At 65.4% G+C, this 14265-nt stretch carries 14 protein-coding genes; 6 read left to right on the top strand and 8 right to left on the bottom strand.

Annotated elements, in window-relative coordinates:
- The gene (hmgA, locus tag LGR44_RS13170; protein ID WP_226741157.1) at positions 1-1368 is read right to left on the bottom strand and encodes a homogentisate 1,2-dioxygenase; all 1368 of its coding nucleotides are present in this window, start codon (positions 1366-1368) and stop codon (positions 1-3) included.
- A gap of 126 nt (positions 1369-1494) precedes the next feature.
- On the opposite strand from hmgA, the gene LGR44_RS13165 reads away from it, so the two are divergent.
- The 4 genes from LGR44_RS13165 to LGR44_RS13150 all read left to right on the top strand — a co-directional run bounded on the left by LGR44_RS13165 (position 1495) and on the right by LGR44_RS13150 (position 5599).
- Positions 1495-1992: a MarR family winged helix-turn-helix transcriptional regulator gene (locus LGR44_RS13165; protein ID WP_226741156.1), complete on the top strand. Its 498-nt coding sequence runs from the start codon at positions 1495-1497 to the stop codon at positions 1990-1992.
- Complete coding sequence (gene maiA / locus LGR44_RS13160; protein ID WP_226741155.1) at positions 1989-2615, top strand: maleylacetoacetate isomerase; 627 nt, start codon at positions 1989-1991, stop codon at positions 2613-2615. The genes LGR44_RS13165 and maiA overlap by 4 nt, the downstream gene beginning before the upstream one ends.
- Before the next feature lie 86 nt (positions 2616-2701).
- Entirely contained in the window at positions 2702-3817 is a 1116-nt protein-coding gene (gene hppD, locus LGR44_RS13155; protein WP_226741154.1) for a 4-hydroxyphenylpyruvate dioxygenase, read from the top strand.
- A 498-nt stretch (positions 3818-4315) separates the two neighbouring features.
- On the top strand, positions 4316-5599 hold the full coding sequence (locus tag LGR44_RS13150; RefSeq protein WP_226741153.1) for a porin: 1284 nt from the start codon (positions 4316-4318) through the stop codon (positions 5597-5599).
- Between the two features lie 412 nt (positions 5600-6011).
- Here the strand turns inward: LGR44_RS13150 and LGR44_RS13145 are convergent, their stop codons facing one another.
- The gene (locus tag LGR44_RS13145; protein WP_226741152.1) at positions 6012-6893 is read right to left on the bottom strand and encodes an alpha/beta fold hydrolase; all 882 of its coding nucleotides are present in this window, start codon (positions 6891-6893) and stop codon (positions 6012-6014) included.
- Between the two features lie 40 nt (positions 6894-6933).
- Entirely contained in the window at positions 6934-9000 is a 2067-nt protein-coding gene (locus LGR44_RS13140) for a lytic transglycosylase domain-containing protein (RefSeq protein ID WP_226741151.1), read from the bottom strand.
- Between the two features lie 188 nt (positions 9001-9188).
- Here LGR44_RS13140 and dapA point away from each other — a divergent pair, with 188 nt between their 5' ends.
- Entirely contained in the window at positions 9189-10073 is an 885-nt protein-coding gene (dapA, locus tag LGR44_RS13135) for a 4-hydroxy-tetrahydrodipicolinate synthase (RefSeq protein WP_226741150.1), read from the top strand.
- Between the two features lie 5 nt (positions 10074-10078).
- A complete protein-coding gene (gene smpB / locus LGR44_RS13130; protein ID WP_226741149.1) occupies positions 10079-10552 on the top strand; it encodes an SsrA-binding protein SmpB in 474 nt (157 codons plus the stop codon).
- Between the two features lie 31 nt (positions 10553-10583).
- Here the strand turns inward: smpB and LGR44_RS13125 are convergent, their stop codons facing one another.
- The 5 genes from LGR44_RS13125 to LGR44_RS13105 all read right to left on the bottom strand — a co-directional run bounded on the left by LGR44_RS13125 (position 10584) and on the right by LGR44_RS13105 (position 14253).
- Entirely contained in the window at positions 10584-11231 is a 648-nt protein-coding gene (locus tag LGR44_RS13125; RefSeq protein WP_226741148.1) for a LabA-like NYN domain-containing protein, read from the bottom strand.
- 246 nt (positions 11232-11477) lie between these two features.
- Positions 11478-12062, bottom strand: a complete 585-nt coding sequence (gene pyrE / locus LGR44_RS13120; protein WP_226741147.1) for an orotate phosphoribosyltransferase — start codon at positions 12060-12062, stop codon at positions 11478-11480.
- A gap of 138 nt (positions 12063-12200) precedes the next feature.
- Positions 12201-12983, bottom strand: a complete 783-nt coding sequence (locus LGR44_RS13115) for an outer membrane protein (protein WP_226741146.1) — start codon at positions 12981-12983, stop codon at positions 12201-12203.
- A 117-nt stretch (positions 12984-13100) separates the two neighbouring features.
- Entirely contained in the window at positions 13101-13838 is a 738-nt protein-coding gene (locus LGR44_RS13110) for a hypothetical protein (protein ID WP_226741145.1), read from the bottom strand.
- Between the two features lie 220 nt (positions 13839-14058).
- Complete coding sequence (locus LGR44_RS13105; RefSeq protein ID WP_226741144.1) at positions 14059-14253, bottom strand: hypothetical protein; 195 nt, start codon at positions 14251-14253, stop codon at positions 14059-14061.
- Positions 14254-14265: the final 12 nt, after the last annotated feature.

Genomic DNA, 14265 nt, shown 5'->3' with positions numbered 1-14265 from the left:
CTATTTCGGCTCGCGCCGGTTCGGATCGAAGTGCTTCTTCAGCTTGTGCCCGTAGGCGCCGTAATCCTTCTGCAGCGCTTCGGTCTGCGCGGCGAAGGCGGTCACCTTCTGCGGAAAGCGGGTTTCGAACATGAAGGCCATGGTGCCTTCCAGCTTGTGGGGCTTCAATTCGACGTTGCTCGCCTTCTCGAACGAGTCCACGTCGGGCCCGTGCGGCAGCATCGTGTTGTGCAGCGATATTCCCCCCGGCACGAATCCGCCACCGGTCTTCGCATCGTAGACGCCGTAGATCAGGCCCATGAACTCGCTCATCACGTTCATGTGGTACCACGGGGGGCGGAAGGTGTTCTCGGCCACCAGCCAGCGCTCGGGGAAGATCACGAAATCGATGTTGGCGGTGCCGGGCGTCTCGGAGGGCGAGGTCAGCACGGTGAAGATCGACGGGTCGGCATGATCGTAGAGAAGCGGCCCCACCGGCGAGTAGCGGCGCAGGTCGTACTTGTAAGGTGCATAATTGCCGTGCCATGCCACCACGTCGAGCGGGGAATGCTCGATATCCGCGGCCCAGAGCGCGCCGCCCCATTTCACGTACATCGTCGAGGGCGCATCCTTGTCCTCGTAGGCCGCGACGGGCGTGAGGAAGTCCCGCGGATTGGCAAGGCAATTGGCCCCGATGGGGCCGCGCTCCGGCAGAGTGAACGCGCCGCCGTAGTTTTCACAGAGATATCCGCGCGCGGGCCCGCCGGTCAGCTCCACCCGGATCTTCACGCCGCGCGGAATGACGGCGACCTCGCCCGGTTCGATGTCGATGATGCCGAACTCGGTCCACAGGCGCAGGCCTCCCTGCTGCGGCACGAACAGCATCTCGCCGTCGGCATTGTAGAAGTATTCGTCCGTCATCGAGCGGGTGACGAGATAGACATGCGCGCCCATGCCGGCCTGGGTGCCCGCATCGCCGGCGGTGGTGATGGTGCGGATGCCTTCGAGGAAGGAGATCTTCCCGTCCGGAATCGGGATCGGGTCCCAGCGCATGGGGGCAATCGGCACGTCCACCTCATGGGCGGGGGCCGTGCGCCACAGGCCGATATCCGCTTTTCGGAACTGCCCCCAATGGGTCACGGTGGGCCTGATGCGATAAAGCCAGGAGCGCTCGTTGGTGGTGCGCGGCGCGGTGAAGGGCGAACCGCTGAGCTGCTCCGCATAGAGGCCATAAGCGCATTTCTGGGGCGAGTTGCGCCCTATGGGCAGCGCGCCGGGAAGGGCCTCGGTTTCAAAGCCGTTGCCGAAGCCCGACATGTAGCCGGGCTGAATGGCGCTCTCGATCCGGTCGGCGGCCTGGCCCTGCAGGGAAGGGTTCTGGACGTTCATGAGCGCTCTCCCTGGATGATCCGTTGTCGGAATGCCTGAAGGATATTGACCTTGCGGCACATAAATCTAGTTGCCAGTGCAACGAATTTTCCTTATTAGTTGCACTGGCAACGATTGATGTCAATGATGGCTTCTCATTCCGCAGCAAAGAAGGAGGCGCTCGAGCCCCGGGTGGTTCTGGAGCGTTTCCTGCCTTATCGGCTCAACGTTCTGGCGAGCCTGACGTCCAACGCGCTTGCGCAGATCTATGCGGAGCGGTTCGGCCTCTCGATTCCGGCCTGGCGGGTCGTCGCCACGCTCGGGCAGTACGACGTGCGCACCGCGCGGGACATCGCGGCCCATGGGGTCATGCACAAATCCACCGTCTCCCGCGCCGTCTCGTCCCTGGAGCAAAGGGGGCTCATCGTCCGCAGGCCCAACCAGGACGACCGGCGCGAGGAGCTGCTGGCCCTGACGCCGGAGGGGCGCACCATCTACGACGCCCTCGCCCCGCAGGCGCTGGCCTTCGAGGACCGCCTGGTCTCGGTGCTGAGCCCCGAGGAGCTGGAAACCCTGGGCGGCCTCGTCGAGAAGCTCACACTTCATGCCCGGTCGCTCGCGCCGGAAGGGGAGGGCGAGGCGTGAAGCTCTATACCTATTTCCGCTCCTCCGCCGCCTATCGGGTGCGGATCGCCCTCAACCTCAAGGGCGTCTCCTACGAATCCCTGCCGGTCAACCTTCTCAAGGGCGAGCAGCGCGGCGACGGCTACCGGGCCATGAACCCGCAGGGGCGCGTGCCGTCCCTCGATATCGGCGACGCCATCCTCACCCAGTCGCCCGCCATTCTCGAATATCTGGACGAGGTCTATCCCGAGCCGCCGCTGCTTCCGGTCGGCGCGGTCAACCGCGCCAAGGTTCGCGCCGTCGCCAGCCTGATCGCCTGCGATATCCATCCGCTGAACAATTCCGGCACCCTGGGCTACCTCAAGAACAAGCTGGGGCACGACCAGGCGGCAGCCGACGAGTGGTATGCCCACTGGGTCCGGCAGGGGTTCGAGGCCATCGAGACGATGCTCGGGCCGGGCCCCTACGCCTTCGGCCCGCGCGTGACCCTCGCGGACGTCTATCTCGTGCCGCAGGTCTTCAACGCCCGGCGCTTCAACGTCGCGCTCGACGCCTTTCCCAGGATCGCCGCCGTGGAGGCCGCGTGCATGGCGCACCGGGCCTTCCAGGATGCCGCGCCCGAACGCCAGCCGGACGCGGCCTAGAGACGACTGATCGCATCCGCCGCCGGGGCGGATGCGTTGTTTCGACGAGCAGGCCTGCGAAGGCCGAAGCATAACAGGAGGAAACCATGGGACCATTCCCGCACGACGCGCCGCCGCCGGCCATTTCCGAAGAAAACCCGATGGGGACCGACGGCTTCGAGTTCGTGGAGTTCTGCCATCCCGATCCGCAGGAGCTCGACCGGCTCTTCAAGGCGATGGGGTTCAGCCTCGTCGCGAAGCACCGCTCCAAGAACGTCCTGCTCTACCGGCAGGGCGACATCAATTTCGTGGTGAACGCCCAGCCCGGCTCCTTCGCCGAGCGATTCGCCAGCCAGCACGGTCCCTCGGCTCCCGCCATGGCCTTCCGGGTGGTGGACGCGAAGCAGGCCTTCGACCGCGCCCTTAAGCTCGGCGCCAAGCCGGTTCAGACCCAGACCGGCCCGAACGAGCTCGAGATTCCCGCCATCGAAGGCATCGGCGGACTCCAGATCTACCTCGTGGACCGCTACGGCGCGAAGGGCTCGATCTACGACGTCGATTTCGAATGGCTCGGGGAGCCCGATCCCAGGCCGCACGGCGTGGGCCTGCACTACATCGACCACCTCACCCACAACGTCTATCGCGGGCGCCTGAACGAATGGGCGGCCTTCTACGAGCGGCTCTTCAACTTCCGCCAGATCCGCTACTTCGACATCGAGGGCAAGGTAAGCGGCCTGCATTCCCGCGCCATGACCAGCCCGGACGGCAAGATCCGCATTCCGATCAACGAGGATGCGGGCGAGAGCGGGCAGATCGAGGAATACCTGCAGGAATACAAGGGCGAGGGCATCCAGCACGTGGCGCTGGGCTCCTACGACCTCTACGATTCCATCGAGGCCCTCCTCGACGCGGGCGTGGAGTTCATGCCGGCCCCCAACGAGATCTACTATTCGCGCATCGACAAGCGCCTGCCCAAGCACGGCGAGCCCCTCGACCGGCTGAAGAAGAACGGCATCCTCATCGACGGCGAGGGCGTGGTGGAGGGCGGCTTCACCAAGGTGCTGCTCCAGCGCTTCGGCAAGACCGCCATCGGGCCGATCTTCTTCGAGTTCATCCAGCGCAAGGGCGACGACGGATTCGGCGAGGGCAACTTCAAGGCGCTCTTCGAATCCATCGAGGAGGACCAGATCCGTCGCGGGGTTCTGAAGCCCAAGGTCGCCTGAGGCACGTAACAACGATTCGTCGGAGGCCGGGCTCGCCCCGGCCTCTTTGCGTTGGGGCAGGAGGGAATTCCCGGCCGCGGAGCCCCCAACTTATTCACAGCCTGCCACCAGGACCTGAGGCCATCGGCAGAACGATTCTGCCGGCCCGGACGGCCGGTCATGCTCCGCAAAGCCCTTTCATTTTAAGGGTTTGTTAGGGAGTGGCGGCAAATCTTTACGAAAGGTAAATGGGCGTGGGCGGAATCGTTGCCTTTGTGCAACATGCCCTCGAAAAGCCCCCCTTGGCGCCCGTTTTGGGCCTTCATTCTGTTGCTTGCGAAACGGGGCTGGCTAATGTGGCTTCAGCGACGGGGGCACCCCGGTCGTGATTTGGTGATTTCCGGCCAATGGGGCTGGAGACGTCAAGTCCTAGGGGAAAAGGGACGTGTTTAGGCTTCGTTGAAGCACTCGAGGCACAAACCCGGCCCCCCAAGGGTCTCGAAACTTTGGAGGTCAACCATGAAGCTCGTTAAGAGCCTTCTGCTCGGATCGGCTGCGGGTCTCGCCGCCGTCGTGAGCGCCCAGGCTGCGGATCTTCCCGTTCGGAAGGCTGCTCCTGTTGAGTACGTTCGCGTCTGCTCCACCTACGGTGCAGGCTTCTTCTACATCCCGGGCACGGAAACCTGCCTGCGCATCGGCGGCCGCGTCCGCGCGGACTTCGGCTATCGTGAGCCGGTGACCCGCCTCGACAACGTCACGGGCTTCCACGCTCGTGGTCGTCTGAACGTCGACACCCGCACGGCCACCGCTTACGGCCTCCTGCGCGCCTACATCCGCTACGACCTGATCCGCAACACGGGTCCGTTCGGTTCGGACTCCGCTGGTCTCTCGCAGGCCTTCGTCCAGTTCGGCGGCCTGACCGCTGGTCGGGTGACGTCGTTCTTCGCTAACGGCGACCTGCCGACCGGCCACATGGGCACCCTGCGCTTCGACGACGCGCCGGACGTGAACACCTTTGCCTACACCTTCGCTTTCGGCAACGGCTTCTCGGCCTCGATCGGCATCGAAGACGGCATCTCCCGTCGCACCACCGGCTTCATCGCTGGCGGCGGCAACGCTCTCGACCTGGTCTACGCTGGCCAGCGCCTCCCGAACGTCGTCGGTAACGTCAAGTACGTCGGCACCTGGGGCAACATCCAGCTCTCCGGTGCGGCTACCCAGCTCAGCAGCGCCAACCTGTTCCCGGTCGGCGGCGGCCTCGTCAACATCCCGGACACCGAGTACGGTTGGGCTGCTCAGCTGAGCGGCGCCTTCAACCTGCCGATGCTCGCTCCCGGCGATGCTCTGTGGTTCGCTGCTACCTACGCCAACGGCGCTCTGTCGTACCTCGGCTTCGGCTCGACGCTCGGCATCGGCGTTCTCGCGGCTGGCATTGATGACGCTTACATCAATGCCATCACGGGCGACATCGAGCGCGGCGAAGGCTGGTCGATCGCTGGTGGCCTGCGCCACTACTGGACCCCGCAGATCCGTTCGAACGTCTTCGGTTCGTACGCTCGTGTGGAATACGGCCGTGGCGCTGCCACCCTGCTCCCCACCGGCGTCTACGCTGGCCTGAACGACTTCAACGAGTGGCGCGTTGGCGCTAACGTGTTCTGGCAGCCGGTGTCCGGCCTCGATCTGGGTGTTGAAGTCATGTACTCCAACCTCGATCCCCGCGGTCGCGTCCTGCTCCCGAGCGGTCAGCTCGTGAGCTCCGACAGCTCCTGGGAAGGTCGTATCCGCGTTCAGCGCGACTTCTAATCGGCTCAACCCGATTGGTAGAGGAAACCCCGGTGGCAACACCGGGGTTTTCTTTTTGTGCGGTCGGCCGGCGCGCATGAACGGCATGTCGTGAAGCGGCGCCAGGGTCGGCCGTCTTCTCATCAGGAAAATCGCCGAACCGGCAGCCGGAGCGCGGGGCTGCTTGCGCCCGTGCACAGTCGTTCCCGTGCATTCCTGCGGCGCGGTGCTTGCGGCAGGCCGGGCCTTGCGGCCGGGAGGTTTCTCACTCCCGGGAGCCGCGGCGTCCCCGGCGCGGAAGGCCGGAGCCACTCCCGCTATGGCATCGCGCGCGCAAGCGGATCCGGTTTTGTGCGCTCGACGATGCTTTCGCCTTAGACGAGAGCATCGCATCGACCCCCCGGACGTGCAGATTGCCTTTCAGTCCGGTTCTTCAGGCTGCGCTCTCGGCCTCGGCGATCAGGCGCCTGACGGCTTCGATGAGGTCGCCCTCGAAGGCCGGCGCATGTCCCTGGTCGGGCACGGTGATGGCGGTCAGGCGCGGGTGCTTTTCCTGCATCGCCCTCAGGGTCTCGGCCGAAAGCAGGTCGGAGTTGCCGCCCCTGACGGCGAGAACCGGCACGGGAGCCAATCCTTCGAACAGGGGCCACAGGACCGGAAGCGGCATCTCGAGATCGATGGCCTCCAAGGTTTTCATGAGCTTGGGGTCGTAGTTGAGCCGAAGGCCGTCGCCGTTCTCGTGCCAGGTGCCTCGCGCCAGCTTTTCCCACTGCTCCTCGGTGAAGCGCGGGAACTGGGCGTCGGAAATGCGCTTCAGGATCTGGCCTGCCTCCTGCATCGTGCGCGGCTGCGGCAGCTTGCCGACATAGCTCCTGATCCGAACGAGACCCTTGCCCTCGATCACCGGTCCCACATCGTTGAGCACCGCTCCGCGAAGCAGCGTCGGTCGGATCGCGCCGAGGGCCATGGTGATCAGGCCGCCCCGGGACGTGCCGACGAAGACCGCCTGGTCGATCCCGGCGGCGGTGAGAACCTGCAGGGTGTCGTTCAGCTCGATGCGGACGTCGTAATTGCGCCAGTCCTTGTCCCAGTCGGAGCGTCCGCGTCCACGATAGTCCAGGGACAGAACCCGGCGCGGCCGGGCCTCGTCCCGGCTGAGGGCTTCCGCCAGTTCGTGGAAATCCCCCGAGGTCCGGGCCAGTCCCGGCAGGCAGACGACGGGCAGGGCTCCTCCGATTTCGGGGCCGTAATCGCGCGCATAGAGACGAAGGCCGTCGGCGGCCGATACGAAGAGATCTCGGAAGCCGCCGTTCATGTCTCGCCCCACCCCTGTTTTCGACGGGAGGGATCCTGCCTCAATAATCGGTCGCTGTCGCGTCCGCCGTGGCGGGCGCTTCCTTTTCTTCCATCCGCTGGCGGTAGACGAGAAGGTTCTCCATCACGCGCTGGACGTAGTTGCGCGTCTCGTAGAAGGGAATCCGCTCGATCCAGTCCACCACGTCCACGTGCGGCTGGCGCGGATCGCCGTAGGCCCTGACCCATTTGATCACGTTGCCGCCGCCTGCGTTGTAGGAGGCGAAGGCGAGGATGTGGGACCCCTTCCAGTCCTCCATCAGCTCTCCGAGATGGGCCGCGCCGAGTTTGGCGTTGTAGGAGGGGTCCTGCGTCAGGCGCTGCAGGTCGAAATCGACCTTGAACCGCTTCGCGGTCCGCTTCGCGGTCGCGGGCATCAGCTGCATCAGGCCGCGCGCCCCCGCGCTGGAGACGGCGCGCGGGTTGAAGGCGCTTTCCTGCCTGGCAATGGCATAGACCATCGCCGGCTCCACCTCGTCGCCGACCGGCTCGAAATCCGGGATCGCCGCGAGCGGATAGGCATGGGTGTCGAGCGGGAAGCCCCGCTGCGTGGCGATCTTGCCGATGGCGAGGACCGCCCGGGGATTGTTCTCCGCCGTGGCGACGCCGGCCAGGGCGTCGAGCTTGCCCGGGTCGGAGAGGGTCTGCGCAAGGTCGATGTAGAGGGACAGGGCAAGGTCCGGCTCGTCGATCTGCTGCAGCAGCTTCACGGCCTGGACCGGAGCCAGGGCCTCGAACGCCTTGCGCTCCTCCTCGGAGAGCGGATCGGCGCTGCGCAGGGGCACCTTCCGTCCGAGCTTGTCCATGGCGAGCTGGCCGTAATAGGTCGTCGGCATGTCGGCGGCGCGCTCGTAGAAGAGCTTCGCATCCGCCTCCGCGCCGGCCGCTTCCGCGGCGCGTCCCTGCCAATAGGCGATCCGCGCCACCGAGATCGGCGTCGAGGCGGTTTTCGCAACCGTGGCGAAGTGCCGGGCGGCGCTCGTCGGGTCGTTCAGGAAGCGGAGCGCGATCCAGCCGGCATGGAACTCCGCCTCGATCTGCTGGGCCGGCGATTCCGCCGCGTGGTGGCTCGCCACCTCGTAGGCGTTCTTGGCGTCGCCCTTGTCCAGGAGCGTCCGGGTGATCAGGCGCTGCTCCGCCCACCATTCGTCCCCGTCGACGCGCAGCTCGTGGTCGCGCGGCGCCGCCTGGATCACGGCGGCAGCCTCGACCAGCTTGTTGCTCCGGCGCAGGAAGAGCGCGCGGGAAAACAGATAGGAGGGGTCCTTGCGCAGGGCCGCGGGAACGGCCGCGAAGGCCTTCTCGGCCTTCTTCTTGCCCTGGAAGATGCCCATGCGGGCCTTCACGAGGGTGGCGTAGTCGTTGCCCGCATGGCCGGCGGCGCGGGTGGCGGCGCCCCAGTTCTCCTTGAGCAGGAAGCGCTCCATGCGGAAGCGGTGATCCGCCTGGCTCAGCACGCCGGGGAACCGGTCGAGGATGCGGCGCTCCAGGTCGTTCCCGAAGCTGTCCTCGCGCCAGACGTGGCGGATCTGGTCGTTGGCCTGCGCCTCGAGGCCGTCCGCCTTCAGGGCGAAGGCAAGGGCGATCCGGCCCGATGCGGTCAGCGGCGCCTGATGGGCGAAGAAGGCGCGAACCTCGGAGGAGGGCCTGCGCTCGGCCACCAGCGCCTCCTCGGCCTTGCGCCGGAGCAGGGTCGTCACGGGCCAGTCGGGATAATCCTTCTGGAAGGCCATCATCCGGTCGAACCCGACCGGGATGCCGCCGCGGATGGCGAACCACTCCGTCAGCGCCACGGCGGCGGGCTGGGTGAGCTTGGTCTTCAGGATCGTGGCCTCGGTCCAGTCGCCGTCGCGGTAGGCCTTGAGGATCGAGGGCAGGTGATCCAGGTCGCCGTCGACCTTCTGCAGGGGAACGAAGCCTTCCGCCGGGGCGGCCGGCTGGCCTTCCGGAGCCGGAGCGGCGACCGCGGCCTCCGGCTGTGCGGGCGCCGGAGAGGGATCGGCCTGCACGGCGAAGGCCGAAAGCTGGACGAGAGCTGCAGACGCCATCAGGCGCGTGAGAAGGCGCATCTTTAGGCTCATGAGATCCCCTTATGCCACCGTCACCATTTGGCGATGACGACGTTTCACTTGAGGAAACACCAAGAGCCGGGCTAGGACAACAGGCCAAAGGGCGGTTTGCGCCGATGCGCCGCAGCTCTTATGTGTAAGGCCCGATGGGCTTCCAGAACCCGGCGCATCTTTCTTGAGGATTACCCATGACCCAATTCAAAGGCTCCATCACGGCTCTTGTGACCCCCTTCAAGGATGGGGCCGTCGATGAAGCGGCGTTCCGGGCCTTCATCAACTGGCAGATCGAGAACGGCACCCACGGTCTCGTGCCCGTCGGCACGACCGGCGAGAGCCCGACCCTGAGCCACAAGGAGCACGACCGGGTCGTCGAGATCTGCGTCGAGGAGGCGAAGGGCCGGGTCCCCGTCATCGCCGGCGCCGGCTCCAACAGCACCGCCGAGGCCGTGGCCTTCTCCAAGCACGCGGAAAAGGTGGGGGCCGACGCGGTCCTCATCGTGACGCCCTACTACAACAAGCCGACGCAGGAAGGCCTGTACCATCACTTCAAGGCCATCAACGATGCCATCGGCATTCCGATCTTCATCTACAACATCCCGGGCCGGTCGGTGATCGACATGTCCGTCGCCACCATGGCGCGGCTCTACGAGCTCAAGAACATCGCCGGCGTGAAGGACGCGACCGCCAACCTCGCCCGCGCCAGCCTGCAGCGTCAGGTCATGGGGCCCGATTTCATCCAGCTCTCGGGAGAGGACGCCACCGCCCTCGGCTTCATGGCCCATGGCGGCCATGGCTGCATCTCCGTGACGGCGAACGTCGCGCCGGCGCTCTGTTCCGAGATGCAGGAGGCCTGCCTGGGCGGCGACTATGCCGCCGCCTTGAAGGTGCAGGACCGGCTCATGCCCCTGCACGAGGCCATGTTCGTAGAAACCAACCCGTCCCCGGCGAAATATGCCGCGTCCGTGCTGGGCCTCATGGAGGATACGGTGCGCCTGCCGCTGCTGCCGGTCTCGGACGGCACGAAGCAGGTGATCCGCTCCGCCATGACCCATGCGGGCCTGATCAACGCTTGAGCGCCATGAAGAACAATCAGAAGAACGCCCACCGGGTCGTCGCCGACAACAGGAAGGCGAGGTTCAACTACGAGATCCTCGACACCTACGAGGCCGGCATCGCGCTGACCGGCACGGAGGTCAAATCCCTGCGCCAGGGCAAGGCCACCATCGGGGAGGCCTATGCCGGGCCGTCGGGCGAGGAGATGTTCCTCTACAACGCCTATATCCCGGAATACCTGCAGGCGAACCGCTTCAACCACGAAACCCGGCGCCCGCGCCGGCTGCTGCTGCACAAGCGGGAGATCAACAAGCTGATCGGCGCCACCCAGCGCGAGGGCTTCACGGTCATTCCGCTGCGGGTCTACTTCAACGACCGCGGCCGGGCGAAGGTGGAGCTGGGACTGGGACGCGGCAAGAAGCTCCACGACAAGCGCGAGACCGAGAAGTCACGCGACTGGGACCGCGAGAAGGCGCGCCTCATGCGCCAGAAGGGCTGACGGGTTCTCTCCGGCCAGCCCTTATCCTGCTTCAGATGTCGAAGTCTTCGTCCTGCGGCTGGCGGATGCCGTAGCGGCGCTCCAGGCCGTTGTTCGGCGCTCCCTGGGGGCGCGGACGCTCGTGGTTCTCGCCCGCGGGCCGCTGCGGCCGGTCGGACGGATCGCGCCCGATCCGGGAGGCGAGGTGGGCGAGGTCGAGGAACTCGTCCGCCTGACGGCGCAGCTCGTCCGCCACCATGGGGGGCTGGGTGGTCACCGTGGAGGCCACGGACACCCGCACCCCCCGGCGCTGCATGGCTTCCACGAGGGAGCGGAAGTCGCCGTCGCCCGAGAACAGGACCATGTGGTCGATATAGGGGGAGAGCTCCAGCGCATCGATGGCGAGCTCGATATCCATGTTGCCCTTCACCTTGCGGCGGCCCGAGGAATCGACGAACTCCTTGGTGGGCTTCGTCACCACGCGGTAGCCGTTGTAGTCGAGCCAGTCGATCAGCGGGCGGATCGAGGAATATTCCTGATCTTCCACGAGGGCCGTGTAGTAGAACGCCCGCACGAGCGTGCCGCGGCCCTGGAATTCCTTGAGCAGGCGCTTGTAGTCGATATCGAAGCCAAGGGTCTTCGTCGTGGCATAGAGGTTGGCGCCGTCGATGAAGAGCGCGATCCGTTGCTGGCCTGACATTCTTGTTCTCTGTTTCGGAGCCGTCAGGGCCTGGATAGAAGCCGTGTCTGAAAGAGCGACATCAAAATCATTCGCGGTTGCAATACAATTACGCGTCAGTTTTACGACGTGCCCGTTTTCAGGCTGCTATTTACCCGTCTGGTGAGTAAAAATTAAACTATAAACAGTAAAGCGACCTGCCATCTTTGTGTCAAGATAATGGCAGGTCTCGGGTCAAGCCTTTTATAAGACAGTAAACAGCTTTTTCTATGTTCTAAGATTGCGGCTTCCGGGCTTGGTCGCCGGAAGGGCCGCCAGGTCCGGCGGGAGCTGGTCGGCCGGATAGGCCGGAATGTCGAGCTGAACCAGGGAGACGAGAGGCGCGCCGAGATCGGCCTTGCCGCCCGAGCGGTCGATCAGGCAGGCGGCGCCGAGGATCTCGCCCGGGTGCTCGCGCAGGGCCGCGAGGCATTCGCGGGAGGAGAGGCCCGTGGTCACGATGTCCTCCACCATGACGATCCTGGCCCCTTCGGGGATGGTGAAGCCGCGCCGGAGCACGAAGACGCCGTTCTCGCGCTCCACGAAGATCGCCTTGCAGCCGAGATGCCGGGCCGTCTCGTAGCCGGGCACGATGCCGCCGACCGCGGGGGAGACCACGTAGTCCACCGGCCCGTAGGCCTGCCGGATCTTTTCCGCGAGGGCCTTGCAGACCCGCTCGGTCCGGACCGGGTCCTGGAACACGAACATCTTCTGCAGGAAGACCGGGCTGTGCAGGCCCGACGAGAGAATGAAATGCCCTTCCAGCAGGGCGCCGGCGGAGCGGAATTCGTCGAGGACTTCGTTCTGGGTCATGGCTTGGTCTCCTGCGCGAGCGCTGTTTGGCAGGCGTCTCGACGGGAGGCAAGCCCCACCGATCGAGCAGCCCCCGCCGCTCAAGGAAAAGGCCCGGCGGAGAAGCCGGGCCTTGCGGGCATCGCGATGCGATCCGTCCTAGAAGCCGCCGAAGCGGTAGTTGAGGCCCAGCCGCACGGTCGAGAAGTCGTTGTGCTCCTTCACCAGCGCCATCGCCTCGCCGTCGGCGAGGTCGTGCATGGGGTACTTGGTGTCGGACAGGCCGACATAGAGGTATTCGCCCTTCACGGACCAGTTGTTGGTGAGCGCGTATTCGACGCCGGCGCCGACCGCATAGCCCCACTTCTTGCTGGACTTGGACCCGAAGGAGACCTCCGTGCCGTCAATGTCGGTGGAGGAGCCGGAAGCCGTGTGCTTCACGTCCGCATAGGCGAGGCCGCCCGTGGCGTAGACGAGCAGCGACGGCATCGCCAGGAAGCCGACGCGGCCGCGCAGGGTGCCGAAATATTCGAGCTTGTTGGCGAACTCGCCGGTGGTGACCGTCAGGTCGCCGTTGTCGTCGTCGACCCCGAGGAGGCGGCTCTTGCGGTTGATGTTGGCCCAGGACAGATCGCCCTCGACGCCCGCGACGACGTTCGGGCCGAGCTGGAAATTGTAGCCGGCCGTGCCGCCGACGCTGACGCCCGTGGTGTTGCTGCCCGAGATCGGGCCCGGGAACGGCACGCCCTCTGCGTCCCACAGGATCGGCGTGGACCGGTTGGCCCAGAGAGCGCCGCCGTTGAGGCCCACATACGCGCCCGTCCAGGTGAAGAGCGGAGCCGCCGCGTAAGGGGCAGGGGCGCTGCGATAGGGAAGGTCGGCGGCCTGGGCCGAAACGGTGAGCGCCAGCAGGGCGGACGAGACGAGAAGAACGTTTTTCATTGGACACCTCAAGACGGTGTCCAGGACTTACCCAGAAGAGGTAGATTTGTCAGTTACGCAACGGCAACAAACGGCCTGCGGCGGGCGATTCCGGCCCGTGTGGTTTACCAATGGTAATCAGAGATTGGGCGTGATCCTGATCTCCAGCCCCGCGAAGGCCGCCGGGCGCGTATCGGGCGCGAGATCGTATCCGAGCTTGAGGTTCAGGACGGACTTGAACTCGCTGACGGGCGAGCCGAGCACGTGCTGGCTGACGATCTCCGATGTGAGGTGGGTGCCGATTTCTCCGTTCGACGTGTTCAGGCTCATGCTGGGCGAAAGCCGGATCTCCATGGTCCATTTCTCGAGCGGCATGGCGAGCGGGAGCCCGAGGGTTCCGCTGACCGACTGCGAATAGACCGCATCCTGGCTGCCGACCGATCCCGTGGTCGCAACGCCGAGTTTGAGCCCGCCGAGCCGTTGCAGATTGCGCGACCAGGACGTTTCCCAGTTCACGTTCGACGACAGGATGCGGGTGGTGTCGCCCGAGCGGACGAGCTCGGTGCCGATCAGGAAGGAGAAGTCGTAGAACGGTTTCAGCTTGGCCCCGACGACCTGGTCCGAGGGCGCGGTCGCGAAGGCCTGGAAGCTGGAGGGCACAAGGCCGTTCGACCAGACCTGCGTGCCGCCCAGGGAATAGCGGAGGCGGGTGGGAGGCGTTCTCTTGGCGAAGGCGACATGATCGTCGAGCCAGGCCTGCGTGATCCTGGAATTCCAGATCTCGTCGTCCGCCGCGCGGGACGCGCCGGGGAGAAGGGAGAGGAATGCGAGAGAAGCCGGAAGGCAAAGGCGAAGCGCCGATAAGTGAAAAGACAAAATATCTAGTCCGATGGATGAATTAATTTCAGTCAGTGAAAGATACTTGAGTTAACAAATGCCTAACCGGCGAATTGCGCCAGTCGAACGGGTGGAGAAACGACCCGAATGTTGCCGGGAGCGCAGGCAATAGCCTGGACCGGCATAGGACGATTGTCGGAGCGCATGGTGATGCGTGAGTCATCACGAGGCAAACGAGCGAAATTCGGACAGTCTGGGATCAGCGTCTCGATGCGAGGCGGCGGAAGAGCAGGTCCGTCACGGGGACCACGAGGATGGAGAGCAGGAGGGCGCCGAAGAAGCCCCAGCCGGCCACCTGGGCGATGGCGATGGCGGCAACGATGCTCGCCGCGAGGACGGCGAGGCGCCATCCGGTGGGCCAGGCCTGCGTTCCCGGGATCGGCCAGCGGTCCATCGGCTCCCTCCT

This window comes from Microvirga lenta, from assembly GCF_020532555.1.
GTDB lineage: Bacteria > Pseudomonadota > Alphaproteobacteria > Rhizobiales > Beijerinckiaceae > Microvirga > Microvirga lenta.
Note: the sequence above shows the minus strand (reverse complement) of the source record. Positions and strands in the feature narration are given on the sequence as shown.

What these genes read in the sequence shown, in the direction of transcription:
- smpB (WP_226741149.1), top strand. Translation starts at nt 10,079, where the DNA reads ATGAAGAACAATCAGAAGAACGCCCACCGGGTCGTCGCCGACAACAGG.
- hmgA (WP_226741157.1), bottom strand. Translation starts at nt 1,368, where the DNA reads ATGAACGTCCAGAACCCTTCCCTGCAGGGCCAGGCCGCCGACCGGATC.
- LGR44_RS13145 (WP_226741152.1), bottom strand. Translation starts at nt 6,893, where the DNA reads ATGAACGGCGGCTTCCGAGATCTCTTCGTATCGGCCGCCGACGGCCTT.
- LGR44_RS13165 (WP_226741156.1), top strand. Translation starts at nt 1,495, where the DNA reads ATGGCTTCTCATTCCGCAGCAAAGAAGGAGGCGCTCGAGCCCCGGGTG.
- hppD (WP_226741154.1), top strand. Translation starts at nt 2,702, where the DNA reads ATGGGACCATTCCCGCACGACGCGCCGCCGCCGGCCATTTCCGAAGAA.
- LGR44_RS13150 (WP_226741153.1), top strand. Translation starts at nt 4,316, where the DNA reads ATGAAGCTCGTTAAGAGCCTTCTGCTCGGATCGGCTGCGGGTCTCGCC.
- LGR44_RS13125 (WP_226741148.1), bottom strand. Translation starts at nt 11,231, where the DNA reads ATGTCAGGCCAGCAACGGATCGCGCTCTTCATCGACGGCGCCAACCTC.
- LGR44_RS13140 (WP_226741151.1), bottom strand. Translation starts at nt 9,000, where the DNA reads ATGCGCCTTCTCACGCGCCTGATGGCGTCTGCAGCTCTCGTCCAGCTT.
- pyrE (WP_226741147.1), bottom strand. Translation starts at nt 12,062, where the DNA reads ATGACCCAGAACGAAGTCCTCGACGAATTCCGCTCCGCCGGCGCCCTG.
- dapA (WP_226741150.1), top strand. Translation starts at nt 9,189, where the DNA reads ATGACCCAATTCAAAGGCTCCATCACGGCTCTTGTGACCCCCTTCAAG.
- LGR44_RS13105 (WP_226741144.1), bottom strand. Translation starts at nt 14,253, where the DNA reads ATGGACCGCTGGCCGATCCCGGGAACGCAGGCCTGGCCCACCGGATGG.
- LGR44_RS13115 (WP_226741146.1), bottom strand. Translation starts at nt 12,983, where the DNA reads ATGAAAAACGTTCTTCTCGTCTCGTCCGCCCTGCTGGCGCTCACCGTT.